General features: G+C 72.1%; 19 protein-coding genes. 8 read left to right on the top strand and 11 right to left on the bottom strand.

The window, feature by feature from the left end; all coding sequences use genetic code 11:
• Positions 1 to 286 precede the first annotated feature (286 nt).
• Positions 287 to 1,582, bottom strand: a complete 1,296-nt coding sequence (locus VFE05_02840; GenBank protein HET6228986.1) for a VWA domain-containing protein — start codon at positions 1,580 to 1,582, stop codon at positions 287 to 289.
• 399 nt (positions 1,583 to 1,981) lie between these two features.
• Entirely contained in the window at positions 1,982 to 3,160 is a 1,179-nt protein-coding gene (locus VFE05_02835; protein ID HET6228985.1) for a GAF domain-containing sensor histidine kinase, read from the bottom strand.
• Positions 3,161 to 3,469: 309 nt separating this feature from the next.
• Here VFE05_02835 and VFE05_02830 point away from each other — a divergent pair, with 309 nt between their 5' ends.
• The gene (locus VFE05_02830; protein HET6228984.1) at positions 3,470 to 4,249 is read left to right on the top strand and encodes an NAD(P)H-binding protein; all 780 of its coding nucleotides are present in this window, start codon (positions 3,470 to 3,472) and stop codon (positions 4,247 to 4,249) included.
• Between the two features lie 246 nt (positions 4,250 to 4,495).
• A complete protein-coding gene (gene mutY, locus VFE05_02825; protein ID HET6228983.1) occupies positions 4,496 to 5,593 on the top strand; it encodes an A/G-specific adenine glycosylase in 1,098 nt (365 codons plus the stop codon).
• 56 nt (positions 5,594 to 5,649) lie between these two features.
• Here mutY and VFE05_02820 read toward each other — a convergent pair whose 3' ends face one another.
• Positions 5,650 to 6,216, bottom strand: coding sequence for a plasmid pRiA4b ORF-3 family protein (locus VFE05_02820; protein HET6228982.1), 567 nt, complete (start codon positions 6,214 to 6,216; stop codon positions 5,650 to 5,652).
• 102 nt (positions 6,217 to 6,318) lie between these two features.
• Positions 6,319 to 6,756 (bottom strand): OsmC family protein, encoded by a 438-nt coding sequence (locus tag VFE05_02815; protein HET6228981.1) that lies wholly within the window; start codon positions 6,754 to 6,756, stop codon positions 6,319 to 6,321.
• 220 nt (positions 6,757 to 6,976) lie between these two features.
• Here VFE05_02815 and VFE05_02810 point away from each other — a divergent pair, with 220 nt between their 5' ends.
• The 4 genes from VFE05_02810 (at position 6,977) to VFE05_02795 (ending at position 9,116) form a co-directional block, all read left to right on the top strand.
• Positions 6,977 to 7,201 (top strand): hypothetical protein, encoded by a 225-nt coding sequence (locus tag VFE05_02810; GenBank protein HET6228980.1) that lies wholly within the window; start codon positions 6,977 to 6,979, stop codon positions 7,199 to 7,201.
• Positions 7,202 to 7,234: 33 nt separating this feature from the next.
• Complete coding sequence (locus tag VFE05_02805; GenBank protein HET6228979.1) at positions 7,235 to 7,456, top strand: hypothetical protein; 222 nt, start codon at positions 7,235 to 7,237, stop codon at positions 7,454 to 7,456.
• Between the two features lie 44 nt (positions 7,457 to 7,500).
• Positions 7,501 to 8,037 (top strand): DinB family protein, encoded by a 537-nt coding sequence (locus tag VFE05_02800; protein ID HET6228978.1) that lies wholly within the window; start codon positions 7,501 to 7,503, stop codon positions 8,035 to 8,037.
• Between the two features lie 350 nt (positions 8,038 to 8,387).
• Positions 8,388 to 9,116, top strand: coding sequence for a hypothetical protein (locus tag VFE05_02795; GenBank protein ID HET6228977.1), 729 nt, complete (start codon positions 8,388 to 8,390; stop codon positions 9,114 to 9,116).
• Between the two features lie 9 nt (positions 9,117 to 9,125).
• On the opposite strand, the gene VFE05_02790 is transcribed toward VFE05_02795, so the two are convergent.
• The 7 genes from VFE05_02790 to VFE05_02760 form a co-directional block, all read right to left on the bottom strand.
• Complete coding sequence (locus VFE05_02790; GenBank protein HET6228976.1) at positions 9,126 to 9,620, bottom strand: IS630 family transposase; 495 nt, start codon at positions 9,618 to 9,620, stop codon at positions 9,126 to 9,128.
• Complete coding sequence (locus VFE05_02785) at positions 9,607 to 10,179, bottom strand: helix-turn-helix domain-containing protein (protein HET6228975.1); 573 nt, start codon at positions 10,177 to 10,179, stop codon at positions 9,607 to 9,609. Before VFE05_02785 ends, VFE05_02790 begins: the two co-directional genes overlap by 14 nt.
• A gap of 738 nt (positions 10,180 to 10,917) precedes the next feature.
• The gene (locus VFE05_02780) at positions 10,918 to 11,520 is read right to left on the bottom strand and encodes a NifU family protein (protein ID HET6228974.1); all 603 of its coding nucleotides are present in this window, start codon (positions 11,518 to 11,520) and stop codon (positions 10,918 to 10,920) included.
• Between the two features lie 423 nt (positions 11,521 to 11,943).
• Positions 11,944 to 12,711, bottom strand: a complete 768-nt coding sequence (locus tag VFE05_02775) for a hypothetical protein (protein ID HET6228973.1) — start codon at positions 12,709 to 12,711, stop codon at positions 11,944 to 11,946.
• Positions 12,712 to 12,815: 104 nt separating this feature from the next.
• On the bottom strand, positions 12,816 to 13,952 hold the full coding sequence (locus tag VFE05_02770; protein ID HET6228972.1) for a glycogen-binding domain-containing protein: 1,137 nt from the start codon (positions 13,950 to 13,952) through the stop codon (positions 12,816 to 12,818).
• The gene (locus VFE05_02765) at positions 13,949 to 14,602 is read right to left on the bottom strand and encodes a glycogen-binding domain-containing protein (GenBank protein HET6228971.1); all 654 of its coding nucleotides are present in this window, start codon (positions 14,600 to 14,602) and stop codon (positions 13,949 to 13,951) included. Before VFE05_02765 ends, VFE05_02770 begins: the two co-directional genes overlap by 4 nt.
• Before the next feature lie 262 nt (positions 14,603 to 14,864).
• On the bottom strand, positions 14,865 to 17,750 hold the full coding sequence (locus VFE05_02760; GenBank protein HET6228970.1) for a hypothetical protein: 2,886 nt from the start codon (positions 17,748 to 17,750) through the stop codon (positions 14,865 to 14,867).
• 481 nt (positions 17,751 to 18,231) lie between these two features.
• On the opposite strand from VFE05_02760, the gene VFE05_02755 reads away from it, so the two are divergent.
• Together VFE05_02755 and VFE05_02750 are read left to right on the top strand one after the other, a co-directional pair.
• The gene (locus VFE05_02755) at positions 18,232 to 19,575 is read left to right on the top strand and encodes a cytochrome ubiquinol oxidase subunit I (GenBank protein ID HET6228969.1); all 1,344 of its coding nucleotides are present in this window, start codon (positions 18,232 to 18,234) and stop codon (positions 19,573 to 19,575) included.
• Positions 19,565 to 20,412: cytochrome d ubiquinol oxidase subunit II (locus VFE05_02750; GenBank protein HET6228968.1), on the top strand; the 848-nt coding region annotated here is incomplete at its 3' end. The genes VFE05_02755 and VFE05_02750, both read left to right, overlap by 11 nt.

The raw sequence follows: 20,412 nt of genomic DNA, 5'->3' as shown, positions 1-20,412 counted from the left end.
CTGGTACGCGGCGACCAGCGAGTCCACCCGCGCCGCGACCGCCGTTTTGCTGTCCGTAGATGACGACTGCGCGCACCCCGACATCGCTGCGGCGACGATGACAGCGGCAGCGATGCAGCAGGGTCGGAAGACGCGGGACAGTTCGGGCATGTCGAGGCGGGGCTTGGGAACAGGAGAGAATCCGCGGTGGAATGCAGACGTGCGATCCGTCTCGGACGAGAGAAGCCCGCTTTCGCGGGCTCCTCGGGACGATCTCCTGCCGTCCATCTCACATCTACCGAGCCGTTCAACCCGCCCGGCGTGTCTTGCGGCGCAGGAAGTCGCGCATGATGTGCTGGCCCAGCGTCATGGTGCTGGTGAAGTACGCCTTGCCACGGGCGATCTCGGTCACGCGGTTCACGAACGCCATCAGGTACGGGTCGCGGGCCAGCATGAAGGTGTTGATGAGGATGCCGCTCTTCCGGCAGGCGCCAACCTCGCGAAAGGTGTCGCGCAGCACCATCGCGTCCAGCCCCATCGAGTTCTTGTAGACCCGCCCGTCCGGCAGCGTCACCGCGGAAGGCTTGCCGTCGGTGATCATCACGATCTGGCGCATCTCCTTGTTCTGCGCGAGCAGGAGACGGCGGGCCACCTTGAGCCCCTCGGCCGTGTTGGTGTGGAACGGGCCCACCTGCGCGTGCGCCAGCTGCGACAGCGGGATCTCGCTCGCGCGGTCGCCGAAGAGCACCACCTTCAGCGTGTCGCCGGGGAACTGCGTGCGGATGAGGTGGGTGAGAGCCAGCGCCACCTTCTTGGCCGGCGTGAACCGGTCCTCGCCGTACAGGATCATGCTGTGGCTGGTGTCCAGCAGCAGCACCGTGGCGCAGCTGGACCGGTACTCGGCCTGGTTCACGTGCAGGTCGCCGTACTCCAGCGGCAGCGTGCCGTCTTCCCGCAGCCCCTCGCGGGCCAGGGCGCTCTTGAGCGTGGCGGGGATGTCCAGGTTCAGCGTGTCGCCGAACTCGTACGGACGGCTGGCGGCCTCGGCCTCCACGCCCGTGGCCAGGTACGGCGTGTCGTGCGAGCCGAACGCGCTGCGCCCCATCGCCCCCAGCAGGCCCTTGAGCGTGCGGTAGCCCAGCAGGTCCATCCCCTTGCCGGTGAGCGAGAACTCCACCTGCCGCGAGGCCGAGCGCGCATCGTCCACCCGCCCGGTGCCCTGCTGCTCCATGCCCTCCGGCATGCGCGGCGCCTCGCCCACGGAGAGGTAGCCCTCGTCCACCAGCCGCTGCACCAGCTTGTCCAGCAGCTCCGCGATCTGCTGGCGCACCGCGTCGTCGCCTTCGCCCTCGCCGCGCAGCTCGGCCACCATCTCGGGCGTGAGCTGGCCGCTCTCCAGCAGCGCCCGCAGCAGCGCCTCGCGCAGCGAGTCAAGCGAGCGGTCCTCGTCGTCGCCGCCGAACTCGCCCCAGTACGGGTGGTCGTACTTCCCGCCCGCGAAGCCGCTCTGGAGCAGGAAGTCCGAGAGGCTGTCCAGCAGCGACTCCAAGTTGAGCGCGTCGGCCATGTGGCCGCTGTACCGCGTGTAGTTCGTGAAGCGCATGGCCGGGGCTCAACGGAGGGGATGCGGGGATATCTCGAGATCCGGCAGCACGATGCGGGCCATCCCCAGCTCCGCAATCCAGAGATGCGGTCGGCAGATGCACGACGGGAGATGCGGGCCGGAGGTGCATCATCTACCGGAACCTGAGAAGATGATGCATGGGAGACGGGCATCGTCTTCGGAGCTGCGGGTTCGCCGCGAGGCGCCCCGGCTGATCCACATCCGCTTACCCGCGACACATCCGCGGCGCATTTACCCGCGACGCCTTCGACGGCAGATCGCCGGGCGCCACATCTACGGAGATGCGCGGCTGCAACTGGATTCGGTGCCGTGCATCTACCGATGCGTTGTCCATCTACCGGCCGCGCGTTGGCGATGCCTCGGCACGCCGCGCCAGGATCAGCCGGACCCGCGGGGAAGCTCTACGGTGAAGGTCGTGCAGCCGTCGGCGGTGGAGTCGGCGCGGATCTCCCCGCCGTGCGCGCGGGCGATCTCCGCGGCGATGTAGAGGCCGAGGCCCAGCCCCGCGCGCGGCGCCCTTCCCCCGGCACGCACGTACGGCTCGAAGAGGCGCGGCAGCACCTCTTCCGGGATCGGCTCGCCGCGGTTGGCCACGGAGAAGACGACCTGCTCGGGCGAGCCCTTCACCGCGACGTCCACCGGCTCGCCGTCGCGCCCGTGCTCCACGGCGTTGGCGATGAGGTTGGAGAGGAGCTGCGCCACGCGCGACGCATCGAGCGAGGCGGTGCCCGCGCCGCACAGCGTCATGCGCACCGTGCGCTGGGGGTGCGCGCCCGCGATCTCGTCCACCACCTGCGCGACCAGCGGCGCCACCTCCAGCCTCTCCAGCGCCAGCGGCATCCCCCCGCCCAGGCGCCCGCGCGCGAAGTCCAGCACCTCGCTCACCAGGCGCGCCATCCGGTCGCCGCTGCTGCGTATGCGCCCCAGCACCTTTCGCTCGGTGGGGCCGGGGTCCAGCTCCAGCAGGAACTCCGAGCCGGTGACGATGGCCGAGAGCGGGTTGCGCAGGTCGTGCCCCAGCACGGCGATGAACTGCTCGCGCAGCTCCGCCGTCTCGCGCTCCTGCGCCAGCGCCTCGCGGTCGCGCGCCGACGCCTCCTCGGCCGAGAGCTGCGCCGAGATGAGCTCCGCGAAGAGCTGCACCATGGCCAGCGTCTTCTCGTCGCGCAGCACCGCCGGGGCCGAGTCCAGCGCGCACACGTTGCCGAAGTACTCGCCGCCGGAGCGGAAGATGGGCACCGCGATGTAGCTCTCGAAGCCGTACATCTTGGGCGTGGGGTGGCCGCAGAACTCCGGCTCCTGGCTGGCGTGCTCGATGATCACCGGCCGGCCGGTGTCGCGCACCTGGCTGCACAGCGTGGTCGCCACGTCCAGCTGGCCTCCCACCTCCAGGCCGAAGTTCATGCGGTCCAGCACCGCGCAGGCCGTCCACGACTCCTGCGTCACGCGCGCGACCAGCGCCAGGCGCAGGCCGGTCATCTCCGAAACCACGCGCAGGATGGTGGGCACCGCGCCGATGCGCGCGACCGCGGCGATGTCGGCTTCGATTTGGCTCACTTGGGCACGGCGATTCGGGTTTCTTCGCCGGAGCGGCGCCTCGCGAACGAAGAGCGGGCATCGACATCGGCCTGCTCGGGCGCGACGGTTGGAAGATACAGCGGCGCCCAGCACGGTCCGGGCCACCGCCCGTGATCGCGTTCGTTCTCCGGTCCGGCTCCGGCCCGGATGAGGACGGACCGGGAACGCGCATTTCCGAACGGCCGCGCTCCCGGTAGAATTCCCCACCGCGCACTCCGCGAGCCGCCGCCGCGTCCACGGCGCCGCTCGTCCGGAACGCGGGCGACTGGACCTTTCGGGAGGGGGAAGATGCGCGTTCTGGTCACGGGAGGACGGGGGACGTTGGGCCGGCGCCTCGTCGCGCTCTGCCCCGCCGTGCACGAGCTGCGGACCACCGGGCGCACCCGTCCGTCCGATCCCGCCGCCGCGGCCACCTGGGTCCGCAGCGACCTCGCCACCGGCGAGGGCCTGGCGGAAGCGGTGGATGGGATCGACGCCATCATCCACGCCGCCAGCAGCCCGCGGAAGGACACGGAGGAGACCGACGTCCACGGCACGCGCCGCCTGCTGGAGGCGGCGAAGGCGGCCGGTGTGGCGCACGTGGTCTACGTCTCCATCGTGGGCATCGACCGCGCGGCGGGGTTCCCGTACTACGCGCAGAAGCTCGCCGCCGAAGGCGTGGTGCGCGAAGGCGGCGTGCCGTACACGATCCTGCGCGCGTCGCAGTTCCACGACTTCCTGGAGACGATGATCGGCTGGACGGCGCGCCTGCGGTTCGCGCCGCTGCCCCGCGGCTGGCAGGTGCAGCCGGTGGATGTGGACGAGGTCGCCCGCGAGCTGTGGCGCTGCGTGGATGCCGGCCCGCGCGACGCGGTGCCCGACCTGGTGGGTCCCGAGCTGCTGACGATGGACGGCGCCGCCCGCACCTGGGCCGCCGCACGCGGCCTGAAGACGCGCATCTTCACCCTCCCGCTCCCCGGCAGCCTCTCCCGCGCCATGCGCGCCGGCGCCCTCACGCACCCGGACGTCCGCGGCCCCGGCCTCACCTGGGCGGACTGGCTGCGGCGGAAGTACGGCCGGCGAGATTGAAACAGCCGTCGAGACCCCGTCGATGGACGTGTCCGGCGGGGGAATGAACCGAAAACCTCGGCTACGAACTGTGGATGTCCTCCGGACAGAGCTCCATGCAGCCCGCGCCGCGCTTGCTCGACCCGCCTTCCCAAGCTCGACCCGTACCAAACCCGGACATGCGCCAACGCCGTGCCTTCCCCCACTTGTGGGGGAGGGCAGGCGAGCCTTGCGAGCCGGGTGAGGGCCCCCTCACCGAACGCACCGTTGCCCCAGACGCCCGTCCCGCCCGTCATCGTCCCGCACCTCCGCGCGCACCTGCTCGCGTGGTACGACGCGCACCGGCGAGACCTGCCCTGGCGCGCGCCCGCGGGCGAGGCGCCGGACCCGTACCGCGTGTGGCTGTCGGAGGTGATGCTGCAGCAGACCCGCGTGGAGACGGTGCGGCCGTACTACGAACGCTGGCTGGCGCGCTTCCCCACCGTGGAGGCGCTGGCCGCCGCGCCGCTCGACGACGTGCTGAAGGCGTGGGAGGGCCTCGGCTACTACTCGCGCGCCCGCAACTTCCACGGAGCCGTGCGCGAGGTGGCGGAGAGGTACGGCGGGCGCGTGCCGGGAGATGCGGAGCGGTTCCGCGAGCTGAAGGGCGTGGGGCGGTACACGGCGGGCGCGGTGATGTCCATCGCCTTCGGCCGCGCGGAGCCGCTGGTGGACGGCAACGTGCGCCGCGTCTTCGCCCGCCTCACCGACGACCCCGCCCCGGCCGACGACGCGCTGTGGTCGCTCGCGGAAGAGCTGGTGCCCGGCGACCGGCCGGGGGACTTCAACCAGGCGCTGATGGAGCTGGGCGCCACCGTGTGCACCCCGCGCAACCCGCGCTGCGGCGAGTGCCCGGTGCGCGACATGTGCTCGGCGTACGCGGCGGGCACGCAGAACGAGCGGCCCGCGCCCAAGAAGGCGAAGCCGGTCCCGCACGAGGACACCGGCGTCGCCGTGGTGCAGCACGAAGGCCGCGTGCTCCTCGTCCGCCGGCCGGTAGATGCGCGGCTGGGCGGCATGTGGAGCTTCCCGCACGCCGTGCGGGCGGGCCGCGAGAGTGCCGCCGCCGCGGCCGAGCGCAGCGTGCGCGAAGGCCTGGAGGTGCTGGTGCGCGCGGGCGAGCCCATCGGCACGGTGGCGCACGCGTTCACGCACGTGCGCGCGAGCTACCACGCCTTCCGCTGCACCCTCGTCTCCGGCCAGCCCCGCGCCCTCGGCTACGACGCGTGGGCCTGGGCCACGGCTCACGAGATCGATACCTACGCCCTCCCCGTCGCCCAGAAGAAGATCGCCGCCCTCGCCGCGGAACCGACCCTGTTCAGCTGAGGCCCGGGTCGCGGCATAGGCCGGCGATCATTCGCCGATGCATCACGCGCATGTCGTCAGATTGCTGCCCAGACCGCCGCGAGTGCCAGGTTCTGGTTCGCCATCCAGACATCGAACCGTTCGGGATCGTACGCCCCACCCGCCCACGCGCGCAGATGGTCGTGTTCGGGATCGCCGTCGGCCGGGTTCCGCAACGCATCTACCAGGTCCTGGTAGCCGAACGGTCCACCGCAGTCCTCCAGTGGCCCCGCCCGCTCGCCGCCCAGCAGCACGGGAAGCGCCTGCCAGTCGTCCTCGTCGCTCCCAGTCGGCTGCACGTCCTCCACTCGTACCTCGTGCACCCAGCCGTCGCCGAAGTCGTATTCGTAGCTGAACTCCGTACCGCGCTCCAGGCCCAGCTTCGCGAGCGTCGCGGCGCCGGTGTCCTCCCCCTCCGATTCCGGATGCTTCCGCTCGAAGCGCCTGCTGCCGATCTCGAACGCGTAGAGGTGGTAGTCCTGCCACCCGAAGATCATCTGGAACACCCGGTGGAGCTGGTTGAGCGTGTACCACCCGGGCACCCGCACCGTCCGCCAGATCGGCGGAGCGATCTCGCGGAGCGCGACGCGAAGGACGAAGTTCACCGGCGGCTCGCTAACGGGTCGTGAACGCCTGGGCAACGTGTCTCTCCTTGTGAACGAAGTGGAAGTGATGCGGCTCGGGTGCGGCCGAGGCGCTCGCAGCCGTCAATCCGCCGCGTTCGCCGTCTCGGCGGCGTCGGGGTAGACGAAGCGGACTTCCTTCTCGATCTCGGGGAGCAGGCTGCGGTGCACGGGGCAGGTGAGAGCCGTGCGCTCCAGCTTCACGCGCTGCTCGGGCGTGAGGCCGGCGGGCATGCGCAGCGTCACCGGCAGCTTGTCGATGCGGCGCGGGTCGGCGCGCATGTGCTTCTCCACCACGAAGTCCACGCCGTCGTACGGGATGCCGTCGCGCTCGGCCACGATCGCCATCACCGTGACCATGCACGCGCCCAGCGCCGCCGCCACCAGGTCCGTGGGCGAGAACGAGCTCCCGTCGCCGTTGTTGTCCAGCGGCGCCGCCGTCCCGATCTCCGCGCCGGAAGGCCCGTGCCGCATTTGCACCTTCTTGTTTCCCGCGTAGCTGCCGGTGATCTCGACCGCCATCGTCATCTCCTCGTCGTCGTTCGTCGTATGCGGATGGCTCCGCCGCTGCCTCCGTCCAATCTATCGCCGCGGCCGCGATCCGTCTCCGGCCGTCTCCGCTGGCACCCGAAAGATCTCCTGAACCCTACAGTTCGGTAGATGCGGGATGCTGGTGTGCAGGATGGGCGCGATTTACCTTGGCGGAAACCGGACGGCTTCCTCCACTCCACCGGAGAACCACATGCGCCGCAGCTTCATCGCGCTCGTCCTCGCCACGTCGCTCGCCGCCTGCGCGCAGAGCCCCACGGATCCCGCCGCGCCGGTGGCCCGGCCGCGCCACGCCGACCTGGCCACGGTGCAGCCCGGCATCGACGCGGCAGCACCCGCGACGCCGCAGGAGCCGGCCCGCACGCCCGTCACCGGCACCTCCACCATCGTGGACGACCTGAACGGGCTCATCCGCTAGAGCCCCGGTCTCCCCATCACCCGAGGGGTTTGCATGCGCATCCGCTTCGCCGCCCTGGCGCTCGCCGGGGCCCTCGCCGCGTGTGGCCAGTCGCCCACCGCACCCGATCCCCGCGTCCTGCATGCCCAGCGCGCTCCCGGGACGGTGATGCAGGGCGGCGGCGCGCTCGCCGCCATCTCCACTCCGCCGCGCGACACGGTGCCCGCGCCGGCGGGCCAGCAGAAGCTGGACGGCGTCCTCGGCCTCATCCGCTGAGCCGTGAACCACCTTTCGCCCACGACACCACGGGAGAGATGCCAATGGACTCGAGCTTGTTCCCCACTTCGGCCACCGAGGGGCTCAGCCCGAAGGAGCAGTTCCTCCGCTTCTACCGGCACGAGCACGGCACCACCATGCGCGTGCTCCGCGAGTATCCCAGCGAGGCGCTGGACCTGAAGCCGGCGGAGAAGAGCAGCCCGGCAAAGCAGCTCGTGTGGACGTTCGTGCTGGAGCAGTGGCTGGCCGAGCGCGCGCTCACCACCGGCTTCGACTGGTCGTCTCCGCCGCCGCCCATGCCGCCCGCGCCCGACACGGTGCAGGAGATCGCCGACGCGCTGGACGAGCGGCACGGGCGCGTGGTGGAGCTGGTACAGGCTGCCGCGGACGAGAAGATGACCGAACCCGTGAAGTGGTTCGTCGGCCCCAAGACGATGGGCGACGTCCCGCTGCTGGACTTCCTCTACGGCATGGTGCACGACCAGATCCACCATCGCGGCCAGCTCTCCGTGTACCTGCGCATCGCGGGCGCGAAGGTGCCGTCCATCTACGGCCCCTCGGCCGACGAGCCCTGGATGTAGCCGCGGAGGCCGCGGCCGATCATCCCCGTCCGCATCTCCCGTCCCGCACAAGACCCGGCGCACCGAGCTTTCGGCGCGCCGGGTCTTTTCGTGGTGGTCGCTCGGCCGATGTAGCGAGACGTGATCCATCATCCGGATGATCGTGCTTGTCCGGAACATCCGTCGTTCTGTCCTCCGGAGATGTCACCGCGCCCATGTCGGCGCATCTCTCCGAAAACCCAAGCCGATGCGCGTAAAGAAGATGCGCAAAAGCGAGAGCGCGGCCCCGCGGTTGCCTTCCGGAAAGGCGTGAAGACGACGTGGAGCGCCCCGCTCCCTGAACGATACACGCCTCGCATACGGAGGACGCCATGAAGACCCGCCTTCCCCTCGCCCTCGCAGCGCTCGCCATCGCGGCCGCCTCGCCCGCCAGCGCGCAGGACGACGAATACGAGCGGCCCGTGCAGCAGCCCACCGGCTGGTACGCCGGCGGCGACTTCACCTTCGCCCACCCGGAGGGCGAGTTCCACGACTTCGTGCGGCAGGGGTTCGGCGGCGGCGCGCACGTGATCCGCAAGCTGGACCGCGCGGGCATCGTGGGGCTGCGGCTGGACGGCGGCTTCGTGGTGTACGGCAGCGAGCACCAGCGCGTCGCGCTGAGCCCCACGGTGGGCGGGCGCATACAGGTGGACCTGAACACCACCAACAACATCGCCTTCGTGGGCGTGGGCCCGCAGGTGGGGCTGCCCAACGGGCTGCTGCGGCCGTACGTGAACGGCTTCGCGGGCGTGTCGTACCTCTTCACCGAGTCGTCGCTCCAGGGCACCAGCAGCGGCGAGACGTTCGCCAGCACCACCAACTACCACGACGCCACCTTCTCGTGGGGCGGCGGCGCGGGCGTGTACGTGCCGGTGCGCCGCGGCGCCTCGCCCATCTCCATAGACGCCGGGCTGCGCTACCACAACAACGGCCAGGCGCGCTACCTCCGCAAGGGCGACATCCACGACAACCCGGACAACACCATCACCGTCACGCCCGTGCGCAGCGACACGGACCTGCTCACCTTCCACCTCGGCGTGTCCGTCGGCATCTCGCACTGATACCATTTTCTAAAATTCTATGTGCATTTTCAGGAGACTGGGGTAGCCGTAGTTGGTGAGCGAGGCGAGTGCATGGCAGGTGTAGCTGCGCAGGGCAGCCGCGGCGGACTCGGCAAGGGCGTCAAGGCTTGGGGGGAGCGCGTCTCCCATGCGCTTGCGTAGGTCCTGCCACACGCGCTCGACCGGGTTCAGCTCGGGTGAGTAGGGTGGCAGCCGCGCGAGATACACGTTCTCCGGAATGACGAGCGCCCGCGCGATGTGCGCCGGCGCTCCGTCGAGCACCAGCAGGTTCAGGGTGTCGGGGTAGGCGCGAGAGAACTCGTCCAGGAACGCTTGGAAGCACTTCGTGTCGAGGGCGGGCAACTCAAGGAAGAACGACTCACCCGTGGCGGGTTCGACTGCGCCGTAGAACCAGAGGTACTGGTAGCGCGGGAGCATCGGCTGGATCGGCTTCACCCCGCGGGCCGTGATGCGCCGCCGCGTCTGGGAGTCATGAAGGCCCAGGCGCGTCTCGTCTTCGAAGAAGCAGCGGACCGGCAGGGGGGAGAAGGCGATCAGGAGCGCGACGAGCCGCTTCAGCCAGAGGGGGAAGGCAGCGCCCGCGACGGCGTTTTTTTACATGCCGCGGCCGTGCCCGCTTCAGCTTGCTGGCCAGCCGGAACCGCACCAGGCCATACACGGTCCCGTACGGGATCTCCAGTTCGAACTCACGCGCCAGCCACGCCTTGATCTCCCCGTAGCTGCCGAAGCCTTCACCATCCAGGCGCTCCTTCAGCTGCCTCAGCACGGCGGGAGTGAGCACCTTCTGTCCCGGCCGGGCACCCGGCTTCCCGATCTCCAGCATCCCTTCCAGCCCGCGGGCCTCGTACTCCGCCAGCCAGTCGCTGACGCTGTTGCGGTGCACTCCCAGGTGCCGCGCGGCGGCCTCCCGCGTCCGCACCTCGCCCGAGCGGATCAGGACCAGGAGGTGGACCCTGCGCTGACGTTTCGCGTCCCGCGTCTTCGCCAGCATCTCCCGCAGCTTCTCCTCAGACTCGCGAACCTCCGGCAACGCTCGGCGCATGGGCATCTCCCGGTGAGAGTTGCCCCAACGGTAACACGGAATGCACAATTAAACAAGCAAAACGGTATGAGGCGGCGCGCAACCAAACGGGCGCGCGAAGCATCGGAAGATACAGCGACCCGCTCCACCGCCGGCGCGTTTCCCGGCGGACCACACAGGTGGAGCGGCACCCGGCCGGCGGAGCGGATCTCCGCCTGAAGTGATAGATGGACGAGAGCGAAGACCCCTGCCCGTGCGATGGCGGGGGTCTTCGTGCGTGGGGGGCCCTCACCCGGCTCGTAAAACTCGCCTGCCCTCCCCCACCAGTGGGGGAAGGCACGGCGGTGGAGAATGCTGCGGGGTCCGCGCTCTGCGAACGGGGCTCCTCGCTGCCGGTGCGGTGGCGGACTCGCGCTGCGCGCTGCGGGAGGGCGGGTCAAGCGGGAATGGTACGGAATCCGGGTAGATCGGCTTGCCGTCGCGGAGTCTCGCCGAACGATTCGGACCATCGGTAGCAGCCCACGCCGGTGGGCTTCGTGCCGTCGCAGCCCGCGGCTTTAGCCGCCAGGGCGATGCCGACCGTACCGATTCTCACGGATTTCGCCTTCATGCCCCCTGGCGGTGCCGCGGCAGCATCGGAGTTCGCTGCCGACACGACGAAGCGGGCGGAACGCACTCGCGCTCCGCCCGCTTCTCATCTGTCGAATTCCTTTACCGCATCCGCATCTACCGCGGCTCTCGGAAGAGCGGGTTGGCGCGTCAGAAGTACGGGTTCTCGCCGGCGCCGTGGTCGGTGAGGTCCACGATCTCGCGGATCTCGGGGATCTCTTCCTTGACCATACGCTCGATGCCCTGGCGCAGCGTGGCGGCCGACGCGGCGCAGCCCTGGCAGCCGCCGCTCATGCGCACGTAGAGCGTGTCGTCGCTCACGTCCACCATCTCCACCGCCCCGCCGTGCGCCGCGATGCGCGGGTTGATCAGCTCGTCGATCACCTCCTGCACGCGGTCGGCGAGCGGGCCGGAGACGCCCACGGTGCCGGTGGAGGTGGGCGGCGCGACGGGCCGCGGCTTGTCGCCCTCCACGCTGAACCCGCCGTCGGCGTCGGACCAGTCCACCGTGGCGCCGCTGAGCAGGTTGGCGGTGTCCAGGTTGAGCAGGATGCGGATGCCTTCGAGGTTGATGGCGATCTCCGTCTTCTGCTTCTCGTCGCGCTCCACCAGCGAGATCTCGTACTGGCGCTGGAGCGGGCTGGCGCCGGCGCCCTTGGCCGCCAGCTCGATGCGCAGCGCGGGGTCGCGCACCACCTCGGCGTCCACCAGGGACTGGACCTTGTCGCGGGCAGGCTGCGTGAGCTGGATCATCTGTGCGTCCCGAGGAAATGTTGAAGTGCCGCGTCCCTGTACCCCCGCTCCCGCAACGGGTTCGGGCCCGCTGCGTAACCCGCGGCGCAGCCCGTCAACATAGCCGCCGCCACGGGAGATGAACAGCCGCGCATTTGCCGATGGGACACGGGAGATGTCCCGCCGCGCATCCCCGGAGACGCCACGTGGCCTCACCAGGGTTTTCCTTGACGCGGAGATGCAGCGCCGAGCCTCCATCGGCCGATTCCGCGAACCCTACCACTGCATGCCTCGGTAGATGAACGGCTGGGCATTCGTACGGAGGAATCGAAACGATCAGGAGCCGTGGATGCACGGCAGCAGGCCGGCGCTGCGCATCTCCCGAAAAACGAAAGAAGCGCCGCCCGGCGGGCGACGCTTCCGAAACGCAAAATCGGCCAGGGCTCAGGGCTTCTCGCCGTGGCCGCCGCCGTGCCCTCCACCGCTCCGGCCCTTGCCGCCGTGGTCCCGGTCCGGGTTGCCACCCGGGCTGGGCACGGACGGCGGCGGTCCCCCGCCCCCGTGCTTCCCGGACCCTCCGCTGCTTCCGGAGCCGCTGCTTCCCGACCCGTGCCCGCTGCTCCCGGAGCTTCCGCTGCCGCCCGAGCTGCCCGACGAGCCGTGGCCGCTGCTGCTTCCCCCGTCGGAACCGCGGCCGCCGTGGCTCTCGCGCTCGGCGGCTTCGGTGGCGGGCAGGCTGCGGAGCGCGTCGGCGCCACGGCCCAGCGCGTCCTGCACGCTCTTGAGGGCGCGATCCTGAGGGTCGCCCTCGCGTACCAGCTGGGTGAGCACGGCGATGGCCACCGCGCGGCGGTCGGCCGGGGCGGAGCCGGCCAGCGTGCCCAGCACCGTGGCGTTCACGCCCGCGTCCAGCGCGTCCGCGCCCACCGACAGGTCCTCGGCGCGCACGCCGCCAGACGCGGCGCGGGCCATGGCGTCGCGCGCGTGGCCCAAGGACACCAGCCGCCGCTCCACCACGCTGGCTATGCGGTCCATGGGCACGCCCTTGGCGCGCCCCTCGGCGACCTTGCCGTCCAGCAGCGACACGGGGATGTGCCCCGCCGCCGCCTGCCTGCGCGCCTGCTCGATCCTCTGCTCGGGCGTGCCGCCCTGGGCCGCCGCGCACAGCGGGACCAGGGTGAGCAGCGACGCGAGGACCGTGTGTCTGAACATGGCTTTCAGCTGAATGGAGTGCGACTGCCGGACCGGGCTTCTTCTCCCGTAGGACGAGGGGCGCAGCGGCGGCGTCACACGCGGACGCCGCGACCGCCGCCCTGCTACTTCACCACCAGCACCGCCGAGGTCCCGCCGAAGTCGTCGTCCACCTGCGGCACCCCCGCGGGCACGAACCAGACGCCCGCCGCCGTGCGGAAGCCGTAGTGGTACGTGCCGGGCGCGATGGGCAGCCGCACCGTCCACACGCCGCCCTGGCGCGTCATGGGCACCGGCTTCCACCCCGTGAAATCGCCCGCCACCGTGGGCGGCGAGGCGGCGCCGGCGGCCGCCACCTCGGCCGTGGCGGCGGGCAGCGTGATGGCGACGCGCCCGCCCTCGTCGGCCGGCAGCACCGGCAGCGCGGCTTGAACCACCCTCGCGGGCGCCTCGGCCCGCGCGCGGCGCCCGAAGGCGCGGCTCAGCTGCACGCTCCAGGTGCGGCGCGGCGCGGTGAAGTACACCGGGTCCGTGGGTGCCTGCTCGAAGGACAGCGAAAGCTCCGTCCCGCAACGCATCCGCAGGCTGGCACCCGCGCCGTACGCGACAGCCGGCGTGGGGAAGACGCTCGCCAGCCACTTGCCCGCGAACGCCCAGGCGCTGGCGGGCCCGCGGTCCAGCTCCGCGCCCCCGCCCACGTACGGGTAGTCGCGCTCCTTCGCCCGCAGGAACCGCCCGTCGGCCGAGACCTCAAGGCCGGGCGCCGCCGTCACCGCCAGCCGCGCGCGGGAGTCGTGCATCACCCGCCACTCCGAGGAGTCGCCCACCTGGCTGTAGGCGCCCACCGCTCCCGACCGCAGCTGCACGAGCAGCCGGCCGCCGCGCAGCGCCAGCGTGGGCAGGGCGCGGCCCGCGCCGCCGTAGCCGGCCGGAACGATGCCGGCCGCGCCATAGCCGTATCCGTCGCCGCCCAGGTCCAGGCCCAGGCTCACCGGGCCGAAGTCGCGGCCCACCCACGCCGCGAAGCCGCCGGCGCCCCACGCTGGCCCCTCGGACCCCAGCGGACCGCCGCCGTACAGGTACACCGCCCGCCCGTCGCGCCCGTCGAAGTGCACGCCGGCGGAGGCGTTGGTGGAGGTCACGCGCGCCGCCAGCGGGTCGTTGACCGCGCGGCCGGCGGCCACGTCCACGCTCCACTGCGCCCGCGCGGCGGCGGGCGCCAGCGCGAGGGCGGCGAGCGTGCAGGCCAGCGCCGCTCTCACGCGGCGTTCCCCGGCGGCGGAAGCGAGATGCGGCTGTTCGTGCCGCCGAAGCTGTCGTCCACGTGCGGAGCGTTGGGGTCCGCCACCCAGCGGTCGCCGTCCACCACGAACGCGTAGTCGTGCACGCCTGGCCGCAGCGGCACCAGCGCGGTCCACACGCCGGGCGAGGTCTGCTGCATCTCCACCCGAGGCTTCCAGCCGGTGAAGGTGCCCGCCAGCTCCACCTGCCGCGCGCCCGCCGCGTCCAGCCGGAACTGTACGTACACCGGCGGCGGCTGCGGCGCGTCGGCCACGGCGATGGGCAGCGTGGGCACGCCGGGGCCGCGCACGGGCAGCATCACCGCGGCGAGCGCGAACGCCATCGCCCCCGCCAGCGCGGCACCGGGGCGCAGGTCGAAGGCGATGCGGCGCGGCGTCCACAGCCACGCCCAGGCGCGGCGGGCGGACGACGGGCGCGGGGCGGCGGCAGGCGCGGGCTGGGGAAGCGCGGCCATCACGCGGCCCACCAGCTCGGGCGCGTGGCCGGTGCGGATATGCGACGCGGCGAGGCCCAGCGAGCGCTCCATCCGCAGGGCGCTCGCGCGCTCGTGGGGAGACAGCTCGTCCAGCGGCAGGTCGCCGTCCAGGTATCCGTGGATTCGTTCGTTCATGGCACTTCTCGGCAAGGGCGTCTCCGGTGGGAAGACGCTGGACCCCTTAGACGATCTGCCCCGCCCCCGCGTCACCCGCGCGCGAGCGGGGCGTGAGGCGACGGGTGGATCGCATCGACCGTAACATACGCGGGGAGGCGTGGCGGGGGAACGCTCTCGCTGTCCTCCGCCTGATTCGGGCGATCCGCAGCGGGCAGACGCGCTGCCAGAGCATGCCTCGACCGACCGCACCTCGTATCGTTCGGGAGATGCGGTCCGCCGGCTACGGGCGATAGGCGACGGAGGCGTAGATGCGGGCGCGGTGGCGCCACGGGTCGTCCAGCGAGTAGGCGGCTCCGGCCAGGAAGCGCGCGGCGGGCAGAAAGAGGATGTTGCCGCCGGTGAACGCGTACGACGCCTCCGCGCCGACTACGCGGTGCCACCTTTCCAGGTCGCCGGATGTGGTGGCGGCCCAGTAGTACGGCGTGAGCAGCCCCAGCCGCGTGCTGCCGCGCAGGGCGAGGATCTGGCTCCCAGCCGCCGTCCCGAACGGCAGGCCGGCCATGGAGATGCGCTGCGAGAAGATGGCCGCGTCGGCCAGCTGCGTCTGCGCGCCGCCCACCACGAACCGCTCCCACTCCGGCGCGTCTCTTCCGATCACGCCCACGGTCGCATCCCCCCGCAGCGACAGTAGCGGCGAGCCCGCGGCGAGCGTCAGCGTCGCCACGCCGCGCTGCCAGCCGTCGCCCTGCGTCCGGCCCGCGGAGCCGTTCACCGACAGCGCGAGCGCCGTGTACGCTGCGCCCCGGGCACGAGTGAACGAGCCGGCGTACTCCACGAAGCCGAGCCCGCGCTGGCCCGCGTCCGCATCGCCGCGGTCCAGGCGGCCCAGCGAGCCGCCGCCGCGCAACGACTGCCGCAGCCGCCCCGATCCCCACGCGCGCTCGGCGAAGGCGGTGCCGCCCGCGTAGTCCGCATCCAGCGAGAGCGGCGAGAAGCCGCGCTCGGACGGGCGCCGCCGCATCCAGAACAGGTCGCCGTGCAGCGACGGCCGCGACCCACGCCACGCCGCGCTCGCCGACGCCCCGCGCTCCACCGCGCCGCCGCCGATGAGCCCGCGAGCCATCAGCGTGAGCCGTCCGACCGGGTCGGAGCTGGTGAGCGTGAGGCCCGCCGCCGCGCCGTCCGCCTCCACGCTTCCCGCAGGCAGCACACGCATTCGCCGCGGCCCGATGCCGTACTCGTGCGGCGGAGAGAGGGGCGAGCGCGGCAGGCTGTCGCCCGGCGCGGGTGGCGGAGGCGCGACGGGCGCGAGCGACGGAGCGAGCGCGAGCGCCTGGCCGAGCGCGACGCTGTCCGGGCGGACGCGGTTCAGGTCCAATCCCTTGCCGTGCAGCGACAGGAAGAAGACGGCGCCCGTGGCGGGATCCGGCTCGGGCGCGACGGCGGCGCCGGTCACGCGGGTGAGCGGCCGCGTGGCGCGCGTCGCCAGATCCAGCGTCTCCAGGTTCGCGATGCCGCCCAGTTCGCTCGTCTCCACCAGCGACGCGGCACCGGGGAGGAAGCTGGGATCGTAGCGGCTGGCCCCGTCGTCCGGGTCCGCGTACAACCACTCGCCGCTCGCCGCGTCCACCCGCGCGATGCGCCAGCGCCCGCGCTCCTGCACGGCCGCCACCAGCGTACGCCCGTCCGGCGCGAAGCGCGGACGGCTGAACACGCGCGTGGGCGTGCCCTTCGCCAGCACCTGCACGCGCCCGTCCGCCAGGCCCACCCGCACCAGGTCGCAGATCCCGCCCGCGCATCGCACCGCCGCCGCCGCCCGCCCGTCCGGCGCCGGGTCCGCGGAGACGATCGATGCGCCGTGCGTGACGCGGCGCAGGCGGCCCGTCTTCCACGTCCACACGAACAGGTCCGGCCGCAGCACGCCCTCGCCCGTGGGCTCCGAGCGGATGACGAGCACGTCCGCCCCGCCGGGCAGGAAGCGGGGCGCGTCGTGGCCGCGGCCGTTCACGGCGAGCAGCGTCGCGAGCGGGCGCCTGGGGCGCGGACCGGAGCGGACGGGCGGCACGTCCTGCGGGTCGCGCTCCAGCATCCGCCGCACGGCGCGTGAGTACGCCGTGTCGTTCGTCTCCGGCGCGGTGTTCCAGACGACGACGCGAGACGGAGTGCCGGGCGCGCCCCGGAGCACGATCGCCAGGTGCTTACCGTCTGGCGAGACGGCGGGGTCGCCCGTGGTCCAGCTCAGGCGCTGCACCGTGTCGCCGTACTCCAGCCCCGCGACCGAGAGCGTGCGCCGGGCCTGGAGCGCGCGCTCGGTCACATCCACCGTGAACCGGCCGTACAGGTCCTGCGGCAGTCCGCCGTACACGCCAGCGAACGCCTCCGCGAAGCCGCGGTCCTGCCGCGCGCTCATCCGCCGCCACAGGTGCGGCAGGCTCTCCTCGCCGCTGCGGGCCACCAGCCACTCCAGGTACGCCGACCCCGCCAGGTACGCCATCGACCCGCCGTTGAAGCCGCCGCTGGCGCTCATCTGCGCGTACGTGGGCAGCTTGCCCTCCAGCGCCCACTCCCGCAGGATCGCCGCGCGGATCACGCTGTGCGGGCGGCCGCTGCCGGTGAGCTTGCCTTCCACGTAGGTCGCGTAGCCCTCCGTGATCCAGCGCGGCGCCTTGCGCGTAACCGGTCCCACCTGCACGGGCAGCAGGCTCGCGAGGAAGCGCTCCCGCGGATTCCGCGAAGGGCGGGTGAGATGCGCGATGTGGGTGAACTCGTGCACCGCCAGCTGCTCGCCCGCGCCGCGGTGGTTGCCCAGTTGCGAGCGCGGGTCCGGCGGCGTGGGCCACATGGAGATGACCGGCGCCTCCAGGAACGGGAATGCCGACCCGTTCGACTGGACGGACGGGTCCTCGACGACGATGGTGACGCGGCGGCCGGGCGCGCTGCCCACCATCTGCGCCACCGCCTCGCGCACGCTCTCCAGCCGCGAGGCCACGTCCAGCGTCCACGCCTCCATCTCCGCCGGGTAGTGCACGTCGAAGTGCTCCGTCCGCACCGTCCGCCAGTCCACGAACGGCCGCGTGGCCACCTGCGCCCCGCCCCTCCCGGCGAGCGCGAAGGTCGAAGCTGCCGCGAGGAGCAGCCCGGCCGTGAGATGTCGAAAGGTCAGCATTGGATTACGGGATGGGGCTTCGGGAGATGGCGTGCGGCGCGTGCCGGAACCGGCGCGGCGCGAACCCGGCTCGCGTACGATATCCGCCGTACGGCCCGGCGGGAAAGGCCGGATGCGTGACACGGTCGCCGAACGCGCGGTGCGATGAATCTCCTGGCGAGCTGCGCGCCGATGCCTCTCGGCCGGTCCGGCTCCGCGCATCGGCCGAGATGCCGCGGTCCGCAGCCGGCGTTACGCTCCGCATCCACCGTCCCTGCCGGATGTCGAAGTCGGAGAAGAGCTTCCGCGATCCGAAGATGCGCATCTCACGAATCCGGCCGGCGGCATTCGCGGGCAATCTGGACGTGGACGGACGCCGTCGTGCCTACTGGAAGTTCAGCGCGTGCCGGACGATGCGTCGCGGAGATTTCCTTACCGCATCTACCGAACGCTTCCATAGATTGCGGGCGTGCAGGGCCACCCCAACGGGAGCACGTGGCAGATGGACACGCTGACCGCGGCGCGCACGCAGATGGAGGTGTCGCTCGCGTTCCACATGGTGTTCGCGGCGCTGGGCATAGGGATGCCGCTGATGATGGCCATCGCCGAGGGGCTGTGGCTGCGCACCGGCCGCCCGCACTACCGCGACCTGGCGCGCAAGTGGGCCAAGGCGACGGCGCTCACCTTCGCCGTGGGCGCCGTCTCCGGCACGGCGCTGTCGTTCGAGCTGGGGCTGCTTTGGCCGCGCTTCATGCGCTTCGCGGGCGGCATCGTCGGTCCGGCATTCGCGCTGGAGGGCTACGCGTTCTTCCTGGAAGCCATCTTCCTGGGCCTGTACCTGTACGGCTGGGAGAAGCTGAGCCCGCGCGCGCACTGGCTGTCCGGCGTGGCCGTCGCGGCGAGCGGCATGGCATCCGGCATCCTCGTGGTCGCCGCGAACGCGTGGATGCAGACGCCGGCCGGCTTCCGCGGGGTGGTGGACGGGCAGGCGGTGGGCGTGAGCCCGTTCGCGCCCTTCCTGAGCCCCGCTTGGTTCCAGATGTCGCTCCACTCCACGGTGTCGTGCTACGTGGCGACCGGCTTCGCGGCGGGCGGCGTGTACGCGCTCGGCATGCTGCGTGGGCGGCGGGACGCGTACCACCGCTCGGGCTTAGGCATCGCGCTCGCCGTAGCGGCGGTCACCGGCGTGCTCCAGCCGCTGAGCGGCGACATCAGCGCGAAGAACGTGGCGCGCTGGCAGCCCGCGAAGCTGGCCGCCATGGAGGCGCACTTCCGCACCGGGGCGCGCGTGCCGCTGCTCATCGGCGGCATCCCCGACGCGGCGAACGACACCGTGCGCTGGGCGATCCGCATCCCCCGCGGCCTCAGCTTCCTGGCGACGGGAGATGCGGACGCGACGGTGCGCGGCCTCGACGCCTTTCCGCGCGACGAGCGCCCGAACGTGCTCATCTCCCACCTCGCGTTCCAGGTGATGGTGGGCTGCGGGACGGCGCTGGCGGCCCTCGGGATGATCTTCTGGATCGCCAGATGGAGGAAGCGGGAAGATGCGCGGCTTCTGCTGTGGGCGCTGCTCGCCGCGTCGCCGCTGGGCTTCCTCGCGCTCGAGGCGGGCTGGATCGTCACCGAGGTGGGCCGCCAGCCGTGGGTGGTCTACGGCGTCATGCGCACGGCGGATGGCGTGACGCCGGTGGGCGAGGTGCCCGCGACGCTCTTCGGCTTCTCCGTGCTCTACCTCGCGCTGGGCATCGCGCTGGCGCTGCTCCTGCGCCGCCTCGCCACGGGCGCCCCAGCTTCGGACGAGACGGTGGATGTGACGCAGACGCCGGAGGTGGCGGGTGTCGGCTGAGACGGCGGTGGCGGGCGTCGCGCTGGCGGCGCTGATCGCGTATGCGGTGCTGGCGGGCGCTGACTTCGGCGCGGGCGTGTGGGACGCGTTCGCGCGCGGGCCGCGCCGGGACGCGCAGCGTGACGCCATCGCCCACGCGATGGGGCCGGTGTGGGAGGCGAACCATGTCTGGCTCATCTTCGTGGTGGTGCTGCTCTTCGCGGGCTTCCCGGCGGCGTACGCCGCGCTGGGCGTGGGCCTCTTCGTCCCGTTCCACCTGGTGCTGCTGGGCATCATCCTGCGCGGCGCCGCGTTCGTCTTCCGCGCCTACTCGCCGCAGAGCGCGCGGGGTGCGGGCGTGGGGCGGACGGGGCGGAGATGGGGTGCGGTGTTCGGCGCGGCGAGCGTGATCACGCCGGTGCTGCTGGGGATGTGCCTGGGCGCCGTCTCCGCCGGCGGCTTCCGCGTGTCGTGCGAGGATGTGCTCATCTCCGGAACGCCACCGTGGCTGGCCCCGCTGTCGCTTTCGATGGGCGCCTTCGCGCTCGCCGTGTGCGCGTACCTGGCCGCCGTGTACCTGGCGAACGAGACGGCGGGCGAGCTGCGCGAGGACTTCCGCCGCCGCGCGCTGTGGGCGGGCACGGCCACGGTGGGACTTTCGATCCTCGTCCTTCCGCTTCTCCACGCCCGCGCCCCGCACCTGTGGCAAGGCCTGCTGAGCCCCGGCGCCGCGCCCGTAGTCGCATCGGGCATCATCGCGGCGCTCCTCTCCGGCTGGGCGCTGCTTCGCCGCCGCTTGCGCCTCGCCCGCGCCGCCACGGTCGCGCAGACGGTCTGCCTGCTCGGCGGCTGGGGAAT

The organism is Longimicrobiaceae bacterium, from assembly GCA_035696245.1.
Taxonomy (GTDB): domain Bacteria; phylum Gemmatimonadota; class Gemmatimonadetes; order Longimicrobiales; family Longimicrobiaceae; genus DASRQW01.
The sequence above is the reverse complement of the archived record's forward strand: the minus strand, read 5'-3'. Positions and strand labels throughout refer to the sequence as shown.